This is a genomic window from Polyangiaceae bacterium (assembly GCA_020633205.1).
Classification (GTDB): Bacteria; Myxococcota_A; Polyangia; order Polyangiales; family Polyangiaceae; genus JAHBVY01.
Map to the genome: position 1 here is coordinate 35,411 of JACKEB010000025.1, position 16,833 is coordinate 52,243.

14 protein-coding genes are annotated in these 16,833 nt (G+C 63.3%); 6 read left to right on the top strand and 8 right to left on the bottom strand.

The features are described 5' to 3' along the window. Positions 1–13: 13 nt before the first annotated feature. The gene (locus H6718_35445; GenBank protein ID MCB9590757.1) at positions 14–2,557 is read right to left on the bottom strand and encodes a cation:proton antiporter; all 2,544 of its coding nucleotides are present in this window, start codon (positions 2,555–2,557) and stop codon (positions 14–16) included. 154 nt (positions 2,558–2,711) lie between these two features. Between H6718_35445 and H6718_35450 the strand changes: the two genes are divergently transcribed. Further along, entirely contained in the window at positions 2,712–3,458 is a 747-nt protein-coding gene (locus H6718_35450; protein MCB9590758.1) for a DJ-1/PfpI family protein, read from the top strand. A gap of 5 nt (positions 3,459–3,463) precedes the next feature. On the opposite strand, the gene H6718_35455 is transcribed toward H6718_35450, so the two are convergent. From H6718_35455 to H6718_35470, 4 genes are all read right to left on the bottom strand, one after another. Then, positions 3,464–4,366 (bottom strand): hypothetical protein, encoded by a 903-nt coding sequence (locus tag H6718_35455; protein ID MCB9590759.1) that lies wholly within the window; start codon positions 4,364–4,366, stop codon positions 3,464–3,466. 86 nt (positions 4,367–4,452) lie between these two features. Beyond that, positions 4,453–5,301, bottom strand: coding sequence for a hypothetical protein (locus H6718_35460; protein MCB9590760.1), 849 nt, complete (start codon positions 5,299–5,301; stop codon positions 4,453–4,455). A gap of 136 nt (positions 5,302–5,437) precedes the next feature. Next, a complete protein-coding gene (locus tag H6718_35465) occupies positions 5,438–6,052 on the bottom strand; it encodes a pyridoxamine 5'-phosphate oxidase family protein (GenBank protein MCB9590761.1) in 615 nt (204 codons plus the stop codon). Between the two features lie 183 nt (positions 6,053–6,235). Beyond that, complete coding sequence (locus H6718_35470) at positions 6,236–6,781, bottom strand: peroxidase-related enzyme (protein MCB9590762.1); 546 nt, start codon at positions 6,779–6,781, stop codon at positions 6,236–6,238. A gap of 129 nt (positions 6,782–6,910) precedes the next feature. Between H6718_35470 and H6718_35475 the strand changes: the two genes are divergently transcribed. The 3 genes from H6718_35475 (at position 6,911) to H6718_35485 (ending at position 9,008) form a co-directional block, all read left to right on the top strand. Further along, positions 6,911–7,858, top strand: coding sequence for a LysR family transcriptional regulator (locus tag H6718_35475; GenBank protein ID MCB9590763.1), 948 nt, complete (start codon positions 6,911–6,913; stop codon positions 7,856–7,858). Between the two features lie 37 nt (positions 7,859–7,895). Then, entirely contained in the window at positions 7,896–8,081 is a 186-nt protein-coding gene (locus H6718_35480) for an SPOR domain-containing protein (protein MCB9590764.1), read from the top strand. An 87-nt stretch (positions 8,082–8,168) separates the two neighbouring features. Beyond that, the gene (locus tag H6718_35485) at positions 8,169–9,008 is read left to right on the top strand and encodes an aldo/keto reductase (protein ID MCB9590765.1); all 840 of its coding nucleotides are present in this window, start codon (positions 8,169–8,171) and stop codon (positions 9,006–9,008) included. A gap of 41 nt (positions 9,009–9,049) precedes the next feature. Here H6718_35485 and H6718_35490 read toward each other — a convergent pair whose 3' ends face one another. After that, a complete protein-coding gene (locus H6718_35490) occupies positions 9,050–10,084 on the bottom strand; it encodes a hypothetical protein (GenBank protein MCB9590766.1) in 1,035 nt (344 codons plus the stop codon). A 306-nt stretch (positions 10,085–10,390) separates the two neighbouring features. Here H6718_35490 and H6718_35495 point away from each other — a divergent pair, with 306 nt between their 5' ends. Together H6718_35495 and H6718_35500 are read left to right on the top strand one after the other, a co-directional pair. After that, positions 10,391–11,839 carry an RtcB family protein gene (locus H6718_35495; protein ID MCB9590767.1) on the top strand — a complete coding sequence of 483 codons (1,449 nt, stop codon included), beginning with the start codon at positions 10,391–10,393 and terminating at the stop codon, positions 11,837–11,839. A gap of 136 nt (positions 11,840–11,975) precedes the next feature. Next, the gene (locus tag H6718_35500) at positions 11,976–13,685 is read left to right on the top strand and encodes an IgGFc-binding protein (protein MCB9590768.1); all 1,710 of its coding nucleotides are present in this window, start codon (positions 11,976–11,978) and stop codon (positions 13,683–13,685) included. A gap of 6 nt (positions 13,686–13,691) precedes the next feature. Here H6718_35500 and H6718_35505 read toward each other — a convergent pair whose 3' ends face one another. Together H6718_35505 and H6718_35510 are read right to left on the bottom strand one after the other, a co-directional pair. Next, positions 13,692–14,315 (bottom strand): hypothetical protein, encoded by a 624-nt coding sequence (locus H6718_35505; GenBank protein ID MCB9590769.1) that lies wholly within the window; start codon positions 14,313–14,315, stop codon positions 13,692–13,694. A gap of 54 nt (positions 14,316–14,369) precedes the next feature. Further along, entirely contained in the window at positions 14,370–16,670 is a 2,301-nt protein-coding gene (locus tag H6718_35510; protein MCB9590770.1) for a membrane dipeptidase, read from the bottom strand. Positions 16,671–16,833 lie beyond the last annotated feature (163 nt).

The following is a 16,833-nucleotide window of genomic DNA, read 5'->3' on the forward strand; positions in this document are numbered from 1 at the left end:
TTCCAGTGATACGTCACGGGGTCAACTCTCCGTTGGTCCGCGAGTGGCGCCGCAACCAATTCGCCTCCGCACGCGCCTCTGCTGCGGCCAGAATGCGCTCGCGCACCCGTGGGCGCTCGCTCATGAGCTGATCGAAGTCTGCCTTGGAGATGCGTCCCAGAGTCACCGTGGAGGCGGCGCGCGCCGTCGCGGTTCTGGGGTCGCCGGTTACCAGCGCCATCTCTCCGAGCAGATCACCGCCGCCCAGTACGGCTACCGGTTCAGCCTCCGCGCCGTTGGTGTCATCGAGCACGTGAACGATCCCCCGAGCAATCACGTACATCGCGTCGCCCCGGTCTCCGGTGTGGAATAGGTACTCACCGCGGGCGAAAACCTGCTCGACGGTCATGCGCGCCAGCTCGTCGACTACTTCCTCTGGTAGTGCGGCGAACAGAGGCGTCTGGCGACACAGGTCAGCGGTCTCACTGATGCGGATTTCGGCTCGTTCGAAGTGGAGCCGCTTCATGCGTCTTCGCACGTCGCCCAGCGCTTCCTCCGCGGCGTTTTCGTCGAGCTCACCGTGAGAGATGGCCGCCTGGTACGTGCTGCGTTCAATGTTCAGCGAGACGCGGTGAGCCAGTCTGCCTTCGATGGCGCTCGCCACTTCAGGCAAGTTCACGCGCAGATCTTCCAGGCGCTCCTTGGCATCTCGTTCGTAGCGAGTGTAGGTCTCCAGGATGCGCTCGATGACTTGAGGATCGGCCTCCGATAATTTCCCTACGGCAAGTTGAACGGCGGTCGCGCCTCGGGCCGTCGCCCGCCATACATCGTAGAATACGCTCACGCGTTCGAACTCGAGCGTGCCGAACTCCGCTCCAGCCCGGCGCCTCAAGCGTTCCACGAGCGCATGGAGTTTGCCCTTGGGAGCCCTCAAGCGGGGCGGCATCGGGTCTCCGCGATCGAGGGCGTCTTGATGGAGATCTACTTCGTGACGAAGCAAGTCTCGAGCCGTTGCACTGAGCAGACCCTCGTAGAACGCCTCTCGATAGCTTTGTCGCTCTGCGGCGAGCGCGCGTCTCCAGAGGCCCAGCTCGCGCTCCAGCTCTGGGGAGGAGTCGAAGCCTTGGCGCGCGCCCTCCCATGCCTGGTCCGCCTTCGCTTGGCGGTTCTCCAGGTTCTCCAGCACGGCATTCCAGCGTAGTCCGAACAATTCCGGTTCTCGCGTGGCGCGTTCGACCCGCTGACGCACGTCGTCCAGCACGTCGCGGGTAGTCTTCAACGCAGCGAGCCGCTCGGCAGGCGCGACCTGATCAAAGCCGAGCCAGCGAAGCACGAGCCCCGTGGTCATGCCGTTGCACACGATCGTCAGCAAGACGACCCCCGCTGTGACCTGCAGGATCTGATCCCCGAGGAGACGATCTACGCGGTCATCTTGGCTCACCGCCAACGCCAGCGCGAGACTCACTGCGCCCCGCAAACCGCCCCACGCCATGACCGTCGCTTGGGGGGAAGTGACGGGTGGACCGAGGCGGTTGATCAACGGCAAGGAACCGAACACGACTCCGAAGCGCACGACGACGATCGCGGCGAATGCGCCCAGGGTGACGACCAGCGTTTGCCAGCCCATCTCTCCAAGTTGAGTCGAGATGATCGCACCGACCAAGAAGAAGATGAGTGCGTTCGCCAGGTACGCCAGCAGTTCCCAGAACTCATGGAGAAAGCCGCGGACCTCAGGGCTAATGCGGTAGCGCCCTGGGCCGCTCATGAACATCCCTGCGGTAACGACTGCAAGCACACCGGAGACATGGAGCACCCCCTCAGCCACGATCATCGCCGCGTAGGCCAAGATCAGCGTTAGGGAGATCTCCACCATTGGGTCGTCGAATGTGCGTGAGACCCAGGTCGTAGCCGCGAGCCCGAACACCAGACCAACGGCTATCCCGCCTCCCGCGACCTTCGCGAACGCCAACGCGCTCGAGGCGGCTCCGATTTCAGTAGCGCCTCCTTGCAGGGCCGCTAGCAGTACGCTGAACACCACGATGGCGGTGCCGTCATTGAACAGTGACTCGCCCTCGATTAGGACGCCGAGCCGCTTCGGCGCACCGACTTCGCGCAGAATGGCGACCACCGCGACAGGATCCGTCGCGCTGATCAGGGCGCCAAACACCAGCGCGGCGCTAAGGCTCCAGTGCCAACTCGCGCCCGTGATCCAGACCATCGCCAGCGCGGTCAGTAGCGTTGCGACGAGTAGCGCGGGCGCAGCGAGTACGACGATCCCGCTTAGGTTCTTGCGAACCGCGTGAGTGTCGATCGCAAACGCGCTCTCAAACACCAGCGCAGGTAGGAAGACGAAAATGATGAGATGGGGAGATATCCCGGCGCCCCGGCCGAGAACCTCCGCGACGCCGTGGGCGCTGTGACCCCAGTGACCGAGCGTCCAGCCGAGGGCTCCCCCGACGAGCAGCATGGCTACGGTGAACGGAAAGCCCGTCCGCTTCGAGATGCCGCGAACGACTGCGGCTAGCACCAGTGCGACGACGACGACACTTACCGCGATGAGCTCGGTATCTCGATGCATGCCTTACTCGCGCGCGCTGGCTGAAGGGGCTCCACGCGCGTGGAAGCATTGCGAAGGGCGTACCAGCCGCAGGACGTCGGACACGCCGCCAATTGCGCATTGTTGTCGTTCCCGGCGCGGAGCCGCGCAAGCTTGGGTCTGCTATACGCTGCCGATGCCTAAGCGAATTCTGTTTCCGCTTCCGGACCGCGACTTCGACGTGACGGAAGTCTCGGTGCCCTGGAAGCTGCTCACCGAAGCTGGGCACCAGGTCGTCTTCGCAACCGAATCGGGAGCGCTTCCAGCGGCCGACCCACTCCTGCTCACGGGGGTGCTGTTTGGTCAGCTGGGTGCGGAGGCTGAACCGGTGGCATTCTATCGAGAGCTCGAGGGAGCCGCGGCATTCCGCGAACCCCTACGCTGGTCCGAGCTGGCGACGGATGACTACGATGCGCTGTTCCTGGCGGGCGGGCACGCGCCGGGCATGCGGCAGTACTTGGGGAGCCCGGCGCTGCAGCGTTTTTGCGCCGACTACTGGGGCACAGGAAGGCACGTCGCAGCGATCTGTCACGGCGTGCTGGTGCTCGCCCGCAGTCGCCTCCCAGGGGGTGAGTCCGTGCTGAAAGAGCGCAGGACGACCTGCCTTCCAAAGTACATGGAGCGCACGGCCTACTATATTACTGCGTGGAAACTTGGGAAGTACTACCGCACTTATCCGGCCTACGTCGAAGATGAGGTGAAGGAGGCGCTGCGTTCTACCGAACAGTTTCAGCGGGGCTCCTTCAACCTCACTCGACGCGGCACTCGGGACGATGACACCGGCACGTTCGTCGTGCGCGATGGCAACTACCTATCTGCGCGCTGGCCTGGGGACGCATACCGCATCGGCAAGGACTTGGTTGCTCAGTTGGCGAAAGCTTGAAGCCACTACTCGCAGTAGGCTGGGTTCGCCTTCCAGCACGCCACGACGGCGTCGTTCGCAGCAGCCGCCGTGCGCAAGGCGGCTTGATACCCAGCCACACATTTGCTGAGCTCGCCGTTCAAGCGGTTCTTCTCGGCATACAGGGGCTTGAGCGCCTTGGTGATTCCGCCTTGGATCCCTTCCAGGGCGTCATCATTGAGTGAGCCAGACACGGCGGAGTCGAGGGGGGCGGGGAGCGAGTCGGCGATCAGATCGGTGATATACGCTTGAAGCTGATCTTGAGCGATTCCCGTCAAGATCTTGCGTGCGGCCGCGGTCAACGCGGCTCCACCACCAGCGGTCACCAGCGAGCTCGTGGCGCTGACCACATTGGCGATTGCGTCAGCCACGCCCGCGTAGAACTCGAAGTTTGCCTTTGCGGTCTGCACGTGGGTGAGGATCGTGCGAATACCCTCGAATACGGCGATCTGATCGCGAAGCTCTTGAAGGCGGTTCCGCTTGTCTCCGCACGGATCTCCGGGCAAGGCCTTTACCGTGCCGCAATCTTTGCAAGCCTCGTCTGGGGCAGGATCCTGGGGAGGCAGCTTCGGCCCCCAGGGGTCCGGGTTCTTGTCGTTGTAGGAGGCGACCAGGAGAATGAGCGCGTCGGCCATTTCCTGTTTTTGGGTTTTGGTGAGGCTCGCGTGCTGGAGCGCGCGCTTCGCGGCATCCAACGTCTTTTGAGAGTCCGCCGACTTGCCCCTGCCCGGCGTCTTCCCGGGGCTCTTGGTGGTCGCGGCATGTGCTGGACTACTTGCCATGGCCAGCGTTTCTGTTTGTTTGGTCCCGAGCGACGACGACTCCGCCTTGGAGCAACCAATCAGCATCCCAGAACCGACGAGCAACAAACCAATACCAACGAAGCGCATCTTCCCTCCCAGGCGTTGAAAACGAATCGAGCGAAGCTAGCAGTCCTCGCCCGGCCTCAAAGCCATGTCCGAAAATGCAAATCGCTTCACGCGAGCCTATGGCACTCGGCTCGGATGCGACCCGGGCTGGGCAGCCCCAGACCCTCGAATGCGCGGCACAGGGATGCAGCGCCGCTGTAGCCAACGCTGCGGGCCACGTCGGCTACGCGCGCCTTTGGGTTGGTGAGGGCAACCGCTGCCATCATCACGCGGCGGCGGAGTAGAGTGTCCTGCCAACTACCCAAGGTGTTCAACCCGTAGATACGCTGCATTTGCTCAATCAAGCGTCGGGCATGCCGTTCGCTGACGTCGAGTCGTTGGGCGACGTCCGAGAGCCCTGCAGAACGCGCCAGTCCCGATAGCGCGCCATCGAGCGCTCGGCTCACGCCGGTCCAGGGCAAGACCTCACGCGTTGGCGCGGTGGTCGCCCGCGATATCCCGAACAGTTCCGTCGCCTGCCGAATGAGCGTCTCGGCAGACTCGCTCCCAGTCGCCAACTGGGTCGCCAGGCGTCGCCCCTCTGCCAGTTCGACGTGAGAAGCCAATCCGACCCGCGCGCAACCGTCGATGCCCGTCCCCTCCCATTCAACCACGACAGCGGAGTAGCCTGCAGTCCCATCGAGGCGCATCCGGAGACCATGGCGATCAGGCACGCTCAACACGTCCCCTGGCGCTAGCCAGTAGCTGTGAGCGTCCGTAGTTGCGCGCGCCACGCCCTGAAGCACCAGCGTCCGAACATTGCCTCGTCGTGACGCTGCGCGGGGAAAGGCCCGCAATAGCAGTCCGTCCTCAGCGATTCCGCCATGGAAATCGACTACGTGCAGCTTGAGCTGTGGGTGCACGAGAGCGCTGACCTGGTGCAAGAAGCCAGTGTCCGGGAGCGAGTGTCGACGCACCGAGCGCACCACAGGAGCATTCTGCAAGAGCACAGCCCTTTAACCCAACAGCAGCCGAGCGCACGCGTCAAGCGTGAGCGCGCTCAGTAGATCCGCGCTCGATAGATCAGCGTTCTTGGGTTCGGCTGCTCGCTGTTCAGCGGCTGTGCTGCCGTGAAGCGCTGTGCTGCCGTGAAGCGCTGTGCTGCCGTGAAGCGCTGTGCTGCCGTGAAGCGCTGTGCTGTGCTGTGAAGCGCTGTGTGATGTGCTGCGGGCAGTTCCAGTCGAACGCAGCCACAGTCACGACGATGCCGTGTTCGACCTTTGCCTTGTACCCGGGCAGTTCGAGGCGCTGCATGAGTGCTACCTCCTGCGGTAGTACGACGCGCGCGTGACCCAATAGCTTGAGACGCACGCGCTGCGCGTAGTCCATGAAGAACAGGGCCACACGATCGTTACCTTCCAGGTTGCCGAGGCTCACGTACTGACGGTTGCCTCTAAAGTCTGCAAAGCCCAGTGTCTCTTCGTCGAGCAACTTGACGAAGCCAGCGGGGCCGCCCCGATGTTGGAGATACGGCCAGCCCGTCTCCGACACGCTCGCCATATAAAAGCTATCCCGTGCGGAAATAAACTCGCGCTCCAGATCGCCCAGGGTGTAGTTGACCGGCTCTGGGTGCACCTCGAAGCGCGCGTAGCTGCGACGGCTCCCCATTCGTTCTTGCAGCGCCTTTACGCGGTCTGTGAAGGCGATCTCGGCGAATCCATGTGCCATGACATTACCCTCCCGGGTACGGTTGTTGTGGATTGGCAGGGTGTTTTTCAACACCCTGCCTGGACGAGCAAAACTCAGTCTTTGGGTGAATGCCCTCACCCCCGACCCTGTTGCTGGCAGAGTCGCTGCATCAAGATCGGGAGCAGTCGGATTGGGTGAGAGCGTTCGACGGCCCAAGCTTCCTCAAGCCGCGGCGCCAAGCGATACTCTGGGGAAATCGATGTCGATGCGTGTCGCCTTGGCGAGCACGTTGGTGAAGATGTTCAGCGTGATGTGGGTGATGATCTCGACGATCTCTGCGTCGCCGAGTCCCGCGCGGCGTGCAGCTTCGAGTTCGCCATCGCTGACGTCACCGACTTCCTCGACGAGCGACTTTGCGAGTCGCAACGCCGCTTCGGCCTTGGGATCTGCAGACTGACCGAGACGATTCTTCAGCATCTCCGCGCTGTCGAGCCCCGCTTTGCGACCGATCGCCGTGTGTGCGGATACGCAGTACTGACAGGCGTTTTGTTCGGCAACCGCCAGCGCGATGCGCTCGCGAGTTGGTGCCTCCAAGGAACCGCTGCTGGCGATTTGATGCAGCCCCAGGAACGCGCGGAGGGCGCTGGGCGAGTTCGCGAGCACCCGGATGAAGTTCGGGGTTGCCCCCAGCGCTTGCTGGACGCCGTCGAGCAGTTCCTTGGTCTCACCACTCGCAGTCTTGGGGTCGACGATATTGATTCGGGCCATGAAAATTTTCTCCTTTGAAACCGCCGGGCAGCTCGTGTCCGTCGGTGTGACCCACCACGTATGCAGCATCGACATCGCTGAAAGAATCGCCAACTTGAGTAAGATATTATTCCGGCGTAGGGAATAATCATGGATCGACTCCACGAGCTCCAGGTCTTCGTCGCCGTCGCAGAAAGCGCTGGCTTCGCCAAAGCCGGCAAGCGCCTGCGCCTCTCACCGCCCGCCGTGACGCGTGCGGTGGCTTCCCTCGAAGCGCGCCTTGGGACGCGCGTCTTTCAACGCACCACTCGCCGCGTGAGTCTGACGGACGCTGGGGCGCGCTTTCTCGAGAGTTCTAGGAGGATCCTTGAGGAAATAGAACAGGCCGAGCTCGCCGCCGCAGGTGAGGCAGCCGAACCCAGCGGTCGCCTCACCTTGAGCACTTCGATGACGTTTGGTCGCGCGGCGCTCACGCCTATCGTCTGTGATTTCCTGGCGGCGTACCCGCGCGTTACCGCCCGCATACTGCTTCAAGACCGCGTGACGGATTTGGTTGCAGAAGGCATCGATCTCGCGGTGCGCCTCGCGCCGCTGCCAGACTCAACATTCGTTGCGCGACGTTTGGGTGAAGTGCGCCGCGTCCTGATCGCTAGTCCGAACTACTTGAAGCTTCACGGCGCACCTCGCGCGCCACAAGAACTGCGAGCGCACACCATCATCGGGTTCAGCGGCCTGATGCCCCATGCGGAGTATCGCTACGTCGAGGGTGGCAAGGCGAAGAGCCTGGCGTTGTCACCGCGCCTCGAGGTGGACGACTCCTTGGCGGCGATTCAAGCGGTCGAGGCGGGACACGGTATCAGCGTCGCGCTCTCCTACCAGGTCGTCGAGCGACTGCAGAAGAAGTGCATCGTCACGTTGCTTGACAAGTACGAGCCACCGGGCGTGCCTGTGCATCTCGTGTACCCGCAAACACCACTCCTCCCGGCCAAGGTGCGGGCATTCGTCGACTTTGCCGTGCCACGGCTGCAGGCTTTCCTGAGCAGCGTCGAAAAGACCTCACGGAAACGTGGCGCCCGCGACGGTTTGACTCAGCGTTGACCGTCGCGTAGCGACGACCGGGTGTTAGGCTTGCAATATGTCAGGCACAGACCGAGGCGACTGGGTCGTCATGCGGCAGGACGACAACGGAAACCGCTTCGAGCTTGAGCGGTACGCAACGGAAGCGGAGGCGCAGGCAGTCGCTGACAGCTTCGAGCGACGCGGTCACAAGCAGCTCTATTTCGTGACCCAGGCTCCTGCGCTCGCCCCGGACATTGCGTAGTTGCACGGTTTGGAATGAGTCTTTTCGCGGAGACGCTACTGCCGCTCGGGCCGTGGGGTCCCTAGACTCTCGCCCTCAGGAGGCGTGATGCAGGAAGTGATCGGGGGAAGTGTCGAGCTCGCTTCGGGAGCGATGATGCCCAAAGTTGGGCTCGGGGTGTTCCGCGCTGGCGCGGGAGACGCGACTCGGGATGCCGTGCTCGCGGCGCTGCGTGCGGGGTACCGGCACATCGACACCGCAGCCATCTACCGCAACGAAGCCGAGGTCGGTGAAGCGGTTCGGGCTTGGCTTGCGGAGACCGGTGAGTCCCGGGAGGCGCTGTTCATCACGACCAAGCTCTGGAATGACGATCAAGGCTACGAAAGTGCGCTGCGGGCGTTCGACGTGAGTCAGCGCGCCCTCGATCTGGGAGTGCTGGACTTGTACCTCCTGCACTGGCCCGTGCCTGAAGCGCGACTCGACTCGTGGCGCGCGTTGGAGAAGCTGCGCGCCGAGGGCAAGGTGCGGTCGATTGGCGTGAGCAACTTCACGAACAACCACCTGCAGGAGCTACTCAAGATAGCCAAGGAGCAGCCTGACGTGAACCAAGTCGAGCTGCATCCGTTCTTGCAGCAGAGCGAGCTCTGCGCGCTGTGCCGCGAGCAGCGCATCCAAACGGTGGCCTACAGTCCACTAACCAAAGGGCGTTTCCTGACGGATCCAATCGTCAGTTCCGTGGCCGAGCGCGTAGGGGCCACTCCGGCTCAGGTGCTGATCCGTTGGAGCCTGGAGCAGGGACACGTCGTGCTACCCAAGAGCGTGACGCCAGCGCGCATTCAGCAGAACTTGGACGCGGTGAACGTGAAGCTCAGCGCGCAAGACCTCGCAGAGCTCGCGAAGTGCGAGCGCAACACGCGCACCGCGTGGGATCCAACGAACGTGGACTAGTGTCCTGGCGACAGCGGATCACCGATTCGCCTCACTAGCCTTCAGGGCTTGCTGGGCCTGTGCTTCAAGCTTGAAAGCGCCTTCGTCAGGGCCTCAGCGTGGGCCGCGTCCTGTGCTCCAAGGAAGAGGTGAATCTGTTCTTCCCCTTGCTTGACCAGCGTCTCTCGCCCGATGCCGTCGCCGTCCTTGGTCTCGAACCAGGTCACCGCCTGTCCGAGCACCTTGCCGGGCAGCTTCTTTGCCGTTGGTTCCGGGTGGAAAGACGCGAAATGACCGAAATAGACCCCCGCCACGGCGGCGTTGGTGCCGATGGCCGACAACTCCTGCAGGCGGTAGACGGCGAAATCCGGACCTGGTTGCGGGTAGTACACGTATCCAGCGGGTACATGCAGGGAGTACTCGCCGCCCTCGATTTCGACGTCTCGCTCACTCAGGTCGAGCTGGTTCGGACCGAGCTCCAGGCTGGCGAGCACGCGCTTTGCCATGGCCTTGCAGCCACCCACGCCCGCTTTGAACGCGACGTCGTTCACTGCGAAGAGCGTCTCCTGCAGGGTGTTGTCAGCAAGCTTGGTGAGGGCAGTCGCCACGAACACGGTGTCACCCTTCGGGGCGAGCTTGCGATAGGTTCCGGTAAGCTGCTCGAATCCGGGCTTCGACTCGACGGCGCCATACTCGACGAGCGACGCATCCCGGCGCAGCTTGCTCGCTTCCAGCTTTTCAGTCTCCGTCGCCAAGAAGGCGTGGGTCATCACCACGAGGCGCGCGTCCCCGATGTCGATGACGAGCCGCGTCTCGGTACTCGCAGCGTTGGGCGCCGACATGATGTCGGGGGTGCGCGCGCTTTCTTCCGCGCCCGCAGGCACCCGGAGCTTCAGGGCTCCGTTGAGCAGCATGACCGGCTGCCCCAGCTCGAGCGCTTCGAAGCCACCGCACTTGTCGTCTGTGTCCGCGCTCGAAGGTGCCGTGTTCTGCGCTGATTCCGTCGGCGCTGCAGCAGGCGCCGAAGGGGATTCCGGGGTTGGGAGTGAGGCACAGCCGGCCAAGGCGATCAGCGTCAGTACGAGCAGGCGTCTCATGGGTCGCATTAGACGCATCAGGCCACGAACGGTTGTTTCGGCCAAGGCGTCGCGAGGCTCGCTTTCGGTAGATCCGCGCGGCATCCTTGACGGGCGGCCGTTCTTGGGCATACTGCGCGGGTTCGAGGTGGCTGGCTGCTGGCCTCGTTCAAAGCATGGCTCTTGCTTCGCTGCCTTCCAAGAGGGGCGCTCGAAGCGTGAGCTAGGTTGCGTTTTGCGCACCCTGGCGGCCTTTTCGGCTGTTTGAGGTGGTCCGCTGAGCGCGTGCGGGCGTGCGCCCGCGGTTTGGAACGAAAGCAGCAAGTCATGTCCAAGTCAGACTTGGGCGGCGCCACTCCCAGTGCACCGCTCCCGCGAGTGCTGCGCGCGCTCGCCCGTCAGGGTCTTCTCGTGCGGAAAGAAGGTCCGGTGTTTTCCGTTTGTCATCCGCAACACAATGTGGAGCCAGCGAGGGTGCTGTTGCCCGAAGGGTTTGCTCTCGATAGCAAGGCGTTACTCCAGCTCTGTGCGTTCGCGGGGGTGAAGCACCCGCTGGGCGGCGCTGTTTGTGCAGCGTGTGCGACGCCCGACTTCCACGCCGGTTCTCTCGTTCCGGTGGGAGCCGTGATCGCCACCACGCTCGATATGGTGATCCCCCAGGCGATCGGCACCGACATCCAATGTGGCATGCGCTTGCATACGGTTGAGCTCGACGTGGAGACGTTCCTGTCCCGCAAGGCTGCATGGCTCGAGCTGGTCTATGGTGATCTGTTCCTGGGCACCCGAGACCTACCGATGCAGGTCACCGCCGTGCGCGCGATGTTTGAAGCGGGCGCGCTTGGTTGGTTGGAAGCGACGCGCCGCGCACCGCTCGGCTTGATGCAGCGAATCGAGCTCGATCAGCTGGAATCGGAGCTCGAGAGGAGCTTCGAGCTTGGCAGTGCCGAGGGGGACGCGCGCCACGCACCCAGGGATCTGCTACCGGACGATCGTGACGTGATCCGTGACAGCTGCATGGGAACGGTTGGCGGCGGAAACCACTTCATCGAGGTGCAGTTCGTGGAGCAGATCCTGGATAGCCGAACGGCGTTCGGGTGGGGCCTCCGCAAGGGACAGATCTGCCTGATGGTTCACTCCGGCTCGCGCCGTGTTGGAGGCGTGGTCGGCGGAGAGTGGATGGAGCGCGCCCGCGAGCTTTGGCCCCTAGGCGTTGCCCACCCAAAGAGCGGCATCTTCGCGCTCCACGGAGCGGACGCTACGACCTACATCACGGCACTCAACACTGCAGCGAACTACGCGAACGTGAACCGTATTCTCCTTGCGGAAATGATGCGAGACCGTCTGCGACAGGTCTTTGGGCGTGAGCTAGAGGTCCCGCTGGTCTATGATGTGCCGCACAACACCGTCACTCGCGAAGGCGAGCGCTACGTGCACCGCAAGGGAGCCACACCGGCCTTCTTTGGGCAACCCGTGCTGATCCCTGGTTCGATGGGGCAGGCTTCGTACGTGTTGCGCGGGGAAGGGAACAGCGACTACCTGTGTTCGGCATCTCACGGTGCCGGCCGTGCTCGGACCCGTGGTGACATGCGTAAGCGCGCGGCCCGCGGGGAGTCGATTGGACTCGAGGGAGTGGAGTGCATCGGACGCAGCGAGCGCGTGGTTGAAGAAGCGCCTGCCGCGTACAAGGCCATCGAACCGGTGGTTGCGGTGCAGTCCGAGGTGGGCATTGCGACTCCCGTCGCGCGCTTGCAGCCGCTTCTGACCTTTAAAGCTTAAAGTATCTAGCGACGCAGGAACGGCGGACCTCTCCCCCAAGAAATTGTTGTTTGTTCGCGCCTCCCGGGGCGCGAAATAGCCAATTGGAGCGCCAATCGAGTAGACCGGCCCACCGGCCCGCACCTACTCTTAGCCAATGGCTGGGCGAAGCGGCGTGGTGTTGGGGCTGTTAGTTGGAGTGAGCGCGCTAGGCACGCTCGGCGGTTGCTCTGCGAGCGATAGCAGCTCGAAGGTCGGAGCCAACGGGGGCAATGGCAGCGGCGGGCTGAGCAACGGCGGCAGCGGCGGCTTCCTCGACAGTGGTACCGCTGGCACTGGCGGTAGCGACCTGACGGATCCAGAGACGTGCGCTGAAGCGGCGGACCGCAAGACCTACGTCGGCTGTGACTTCTGGCCTACCGTCACCGCGAATGGCGTGTGGTCGGTCTTCGACTTCGCGGTGGTGGCAGCGAATGCGGGCAACGAAACCGCGTCGGTCACGGTGACCATTGGGGACACGGGAGTTGCCACCGCGGAAATTCCACCGAACGAACTGCGCACGATCTTCTTGCCGTGGATCCCGGTGCTCAAGGGCCCCGAGGCCGACCAGTGCAAGCAAGTCACTGCGTCGCCGAGTACCGCGCGCCTCGACCAAGGTGCGTATCACTTGGTGAGCACCCGACCCGTGGCAGTTTATCAGTTCAACCCGCTGCAGTACGCATCCATCGGAGGCGCTCCTGGGAAGGACTGGACGCAGTGCAAACCTACGGCGCCCACTTGCGCGTTCCCCACGAACTGCAACCAGACCTACTACACGTACACCAACGACGCGTCGTTGCTGCTCCCGAGCACCGCGATGACGGGCAACTACCGCGTCGCAGGTCGTCACGGCTACTTCTACCCCACTGCCTCGTTCCCGGAGTTCATGACCATCACCGGGACCCAAGACAACACGGAAGTGACCGTCTATGTGTCCGCCACGGGCACGATAGAGCCGGGCGGCCCCATCCCAGCGGTTCCGGGAGGGGGCAGCACGACCCTGTCGCTGAACGCCGGCGACGTGGTTCAGCTCATGACCTCGACCAAGCTGACAGGCACCGGTGAACTCAGCGGCTCGCTGATCCAGGCGAACAAACCCGTACAGGTCATCGCGGGTACCGCATGCTCCGTCGCGCCCGACGATAAGCCGGCGTGCGATCACACGGAGGAGTCCCTGCTACCCGCGGAGACCTTCGGCAAGCACTACTTCGTGACTCCACCCACGGGTCCAAACGGCGATACGCCGGGGCACATCGTGCGCATCTATGGCAACTTCGACGGCACCAATCTGTCTTATCCGAGCGGAATGCCTGCTGGGGCACCCACCAGCCTGAACGCTGGGCAGTGGGTCGACCTCGGTGTCGTGCAGGGTAGCTTCGAGGTCGAAGCGGACCAGGCCTTCGCGGTGGCCACATTTCAGCTAGGCGGCTCGCTGGTGGACCCAGATCCGTCGGACCCGAATGGGACGAACCCTGAGGGTCGTGGCGACCCATCGATGAGCTACATGACCGCCGTGGAGCAGTATCGAACGAAGTACGTCTTTCTAGCGCCGAGCAACTACGATCTTAGCTATGCGGATATCGTGATGCCGATGGACACCCAACTCGAGCTTGATGGCGCTTCGGTCAACGTCGCCGCCACGGCGATTGGGTCAGGATTTGGCGTCGTGCGGGTTGGGCTTGGACCCGGACAACAGGGAGCGCATATCCTCACGGCAAGTGCTCCGGTTGGCCTTCAGGTGATCGGCTACGGTCGCTACACGAGCTACCAGTATCCGGGAGGCATGAACCTCAAGGCGATCGCGCCGCCGCCCGACCCGCCCCGCTGAGGGAAGCTACTCAACCACGCTGGCTGTTGGGCACACCTGGCGAGGAGCCTCGGCTAGGCATGCCACCAGCGCGCGCTTCCTGAGTGGTGGCGTCCGGCGGCCGAGTGCGCGGTGGCGAACGAAGAGCCCGTAGCGTCGCGAATAGTTCGCAGAGAAGCCCCAATTCGTGGAGTGAGCGACGGCTCGCACCAGGTAAGCCTGCTCCCCATCAGGACACTTGAACTCCGCATCCACTAGTTCCCGGGCGCGTTCTGCTTCGAGTTGGACATACTCGACGTCGCTCAGTTGCTTCACACTCGAGTCCAGTTCGCGGTCGTTCACGGTGCCGAAGGTCACCGGGCTCAGCTCTCCCTCAGGGACGCGTAGGTACTCCGTGTCCCAGGCATCGGCGCCCTTCGCCTTGGGCGGGTGCTGGCAGTGCTCTGCTTCGCTCAGTGGCGGTGGTTCTGGAGGAACAGGAGTCGCAGGTTCTTCCCCTGGAATTGCGGTGGCGTCGCTCGGCTCGCTCGGCGCAAGGGCGGTCACCTGTTCAGCGGGGGCGTGAGATCCATGCGGATCTGCGAGGGGTCGGCGCGCGGGCTCTGAGCACGCCACAGCCAAGCAGAATCCGAGGCAAGCAGTGAGTCGCATGCGCCAATGCTACGTCCAAGCATCGCAGGAGTTCTCGACTGCGCGAAAATGCGACTACTGCATGGCCTTGGCGCGCGCCTCCGCCCGTTCCCACATGCGTACGTAGCCCTCAGCCGAACGAAACATGGGCTCCAGCGTCTCGTCGTCGACACCGGTGTTGCGGGCATCTTGGATGTACTCTGGCAGCAGGCCGATGTGCAGCATGCCCTCGGTGTTGAAGTCGACGTCGCGATTTCCGAGGTGAGGCGGGCTGAAGGTTACGCTTCCGTCGAAAGAAGTGAATGGGTAGCTGACTCGGGTGGCGTCATCTTGTCCGCCTCCACACGGGCTGTTGTCGCCGAAGCGTGGGCGTGGCCCGCCAGCGAAGCCGTTGAGATCGAAAGAGAGCCCTTCCGCGGGGTAACCGCCGTTCATGGTGATTTCCTGGAGTGAGTTGCGCAGGCCGTTCGCCACGTTGCCGGGGTCGTTCGGATCCGCACAGCGCCCGAAATCCGCTCCGCGCATGCCACCGAGCGCGTAGACGTGGCCGTCGTTGCTGCCGCCATGAGTCTTGGTTGCCGGGTAGTCCGCGGCGTCAAGCATCTCATAGACGCGCTCGAGGGAGCGCTGCGGGAGGTGGGCGATGTCCGGGATCATGCCGCGCTTCATCAGTCCGAGGATCAGCTTCTCCCCGAGGGGCGTGAGCCCGAACTTCTGACAGTACTCGCCCTCGAGCGCTGGTTCCTGGATCGCGCCGAGTAGCGGCAACAGCTTGGTCACCACGTTGTCTGCGAAGCCGCTCATGTCCAAGGGCGGTTCTGAGTCGAAGGCATCTCGAGGCTTGTTGAGCCCGCCGAAGGTCACTCCCCCGTGATCGAATGTGACGTCGATGCCGGGGCAGTCTTGGACTTTGCTGGTGTAGTGACCGCTGTTGATCACGTTGCCGAGCTCGATGATGCCATTGCTGCCGTCGCCGGCGGTGAAGCCGTTGTCGTATTTGTGTACGGGAAAGACCACGCGGACACCGAGCTCCTGATAGCGGTCCAGCGCTGCATTCATCGTATCTTCGCTGCAGGTCTCAAAGCCGTCGGGGGGGGTGAGGAAGCAATCGAACACGTTGGAGATCTCGATCCCCAACACCACCGCGAGCTTGCCCGCCTTGATGGCTTCGCGAGCCTCAGCCGGAGAAGTGACGACCTTGAACCAGCCTTTGCCGGGGCCACCGGACTGGGCATCGATGTAGCGCTCGAGGTTCTTCGTCTCCTCGATGGTGCGCTCCACGCTCACCATGTCGTTGCAGGAGTAACGCACCTCCTGGGCTTTGGTGCCGCGAACCAAATCGCACAGCACCGAGTTGCCCGTCGCGAGATTCACCACCAGTCGCAGCCCAGCGAGGTACGCGCGCTCGATCCAACGGTAGTACATCGTTTGGTGAGTCGAGCTATTCCACGAGTTGGGCCAGGCGGTGAAATCCGGGTAGCCCGTCGTCTCGTGATTGAACACGGGGACCTCGCCGCTGGTCAGGATCGGGATCAGCGAGGTGATGTCCCCGAGGCCGGTGTCGTTGTCGTAGAAGTAGCCGACGATGTCGCGCTTGCCGTCTTGGCCGTGCCAGAGCGAACAGTCAGGCAGTGCGTGCTCTACCCCCAAGCGATGAAACGGCGAACCGTGGTAGATCCCACCCCCGCCGAAGCCGAAGTTGGTGAAAATGTGCGAGTGGATCTCCGCGATGCCGTACAGGTCGCCGTCGTCCCACTGCGTCTTGGTCGGCGTGCCCTCCGCGTCCAGCTCGAGCTCTGGGAAGGTGGCACAGTCTTCCTCGGGGAAAAGCGTGATGATCGCGGCCTGCTTTGCGTCGTCGGTTAGACCGCTCAACGTCAGATACAGGCCGCTCTGATAGTGCTTCAGCTGGAAGCGCTCGGCGTCCCGTTCGGAGACTTCGATTTCCCATTCCGCGGGGGAACGGAAGCTGTCGTCCAGCAGCTGCACCGAGTCTTGGAGCTCGCTCGCCCTAACGAACTCGTACTTCGTCGGTTCAGAACCTTCGACGGCTTGCGCGGTGAAGTAGCGCTGCTCCTTGTCGTAGAACAGGTAGGTGCCGAGGTCCGTCGCGCGCATGCGAAAGTGCGCCGCGGAGTCGGCGAGGGCTGCGCTGAACTCATACGCGTCGCCGCCCGCGCTCGCAGCCAAATGCGTGGGTTCGGCCTTCCCGGAGAAGCCCTGCATTGCGTAGCAACCGCTCGCATAGCCGAACACTCCGTCGTTCGCCGGCGGGTCTGGCAACACGATGGGCTGGGCGGTCTCTTCAGTCGACTCGCAGCCCGAGAAGGCTAGCGCGAGGAAGGATAGGGCAAGGTAACGGCGCACACCGGACATCTGGCCAAGATGGCAGCACTGGGGGCGATAGGAAAGCGCCAAGCGGTGCCCAATCGCGTACCGCTGGAACTAGCGTGTCCCCAGCGTCGGGAGCCCGACGGCGTGGCATCGTTGGAACAGCGGAGCGCTCCAGTTCATGCGGTTTGCCGCATTGCGGCGAAGA

Excerpts from the sequence above, each read along its gene's own strand:
- H6718_35445 (MCB9590757.1), bottom strand. The coding sequence starts at position 2,557 with ATGCATCGAGATACCGAGCTCATCGCGGTAAGTGTCGTCGTCGTCGCA.
- H6718_35450 (MCB9590758.1), top strand. The coding sequence starts at position 2,712 with ATGCCTAAGCGAATTCTGTTTCCGCTTCCGGACCGCGACTTCGACGTG.
- H6718_35455 (MCB9590759.1), bottom strand. The coding sequence starts at position 4,366 with ATGCGCTTCGTTGGTATTGGTTTGTTGCTCGTCGGTTCTGGGATGCTG.
- H6718_35465 (MCB9590761.1), bottom strand. The coding sequence starts at position 6,052 with ATGGCACATGGATTCGCCGAGATCGCCTTCACAGACCGCGTAAAGGCG.
- H6718_35470 (MCB9590762.1), bottom strand. The coding sequence starts at position 6,781 with ATGGCCCGAATCAATATCGTCGACCCCAAGACTGCGAGTGGTGAGACC.
- H6718_35475 (MCB9590763.1), top strand. The coding sequence starts at position 6,911 with ATGGATCGACTCCACGAGCTCCAGGTCTTCGTCGCCGTCGCAGAAAGC.
- H6718_35480 (MCB9590764.1), top strand. The coding sequence starts at position 7,896 with ATGTCAGGCACAGACCGAGGCGACTGGGTCGTCATGCGGCAGGACGAC.
- H6718_35485 (MCB9590765.1), top strand. The coding sequence starts at position 8,169 with ATGCAGGAAGTGATCGGGGGAAGTGTCGAGCTCGCTTCGGGAGCGATG.
- H6718_35490 (MCB9590766.1), bottom strand. The coding sequence starts at position 10,084 with ATGAGACGCCTGCTCGTACTGACGCTGATCGCCTTGGCCGGCTGTGCC.
- H6718_35495 (MCB9590767.1), top strand. The coding sequence starts at position 10,391 with ATGTCCAAGTCAGACTTGGGCGGCGCCACTCCCAGTGCACCGCTCCCG.
- H6718_35500 (MCB9590768.1), top strand. The coding sequence starts at position 11,976 with ATGGCTGGGCGAAGCGGCGTGGTGTTGGGGCTGTTAGTTGGAGTGAGC.
- H6718_35505 (MCB9590769.1), bottom strand. The coding sequence starts at position 14,315 with ATGCGACTCACTGCTTGCCTCGGATTCTGCTTGGCTGTGGCGTGCTCA.
- H6718_35510 (MCB9590770.1), bottom strand. The coding sequence starts at position 16,670 with ATGTCCGGTGTGCGCCGTTACCTTGCCCTATCCTTCCTCGCGCTAGCC.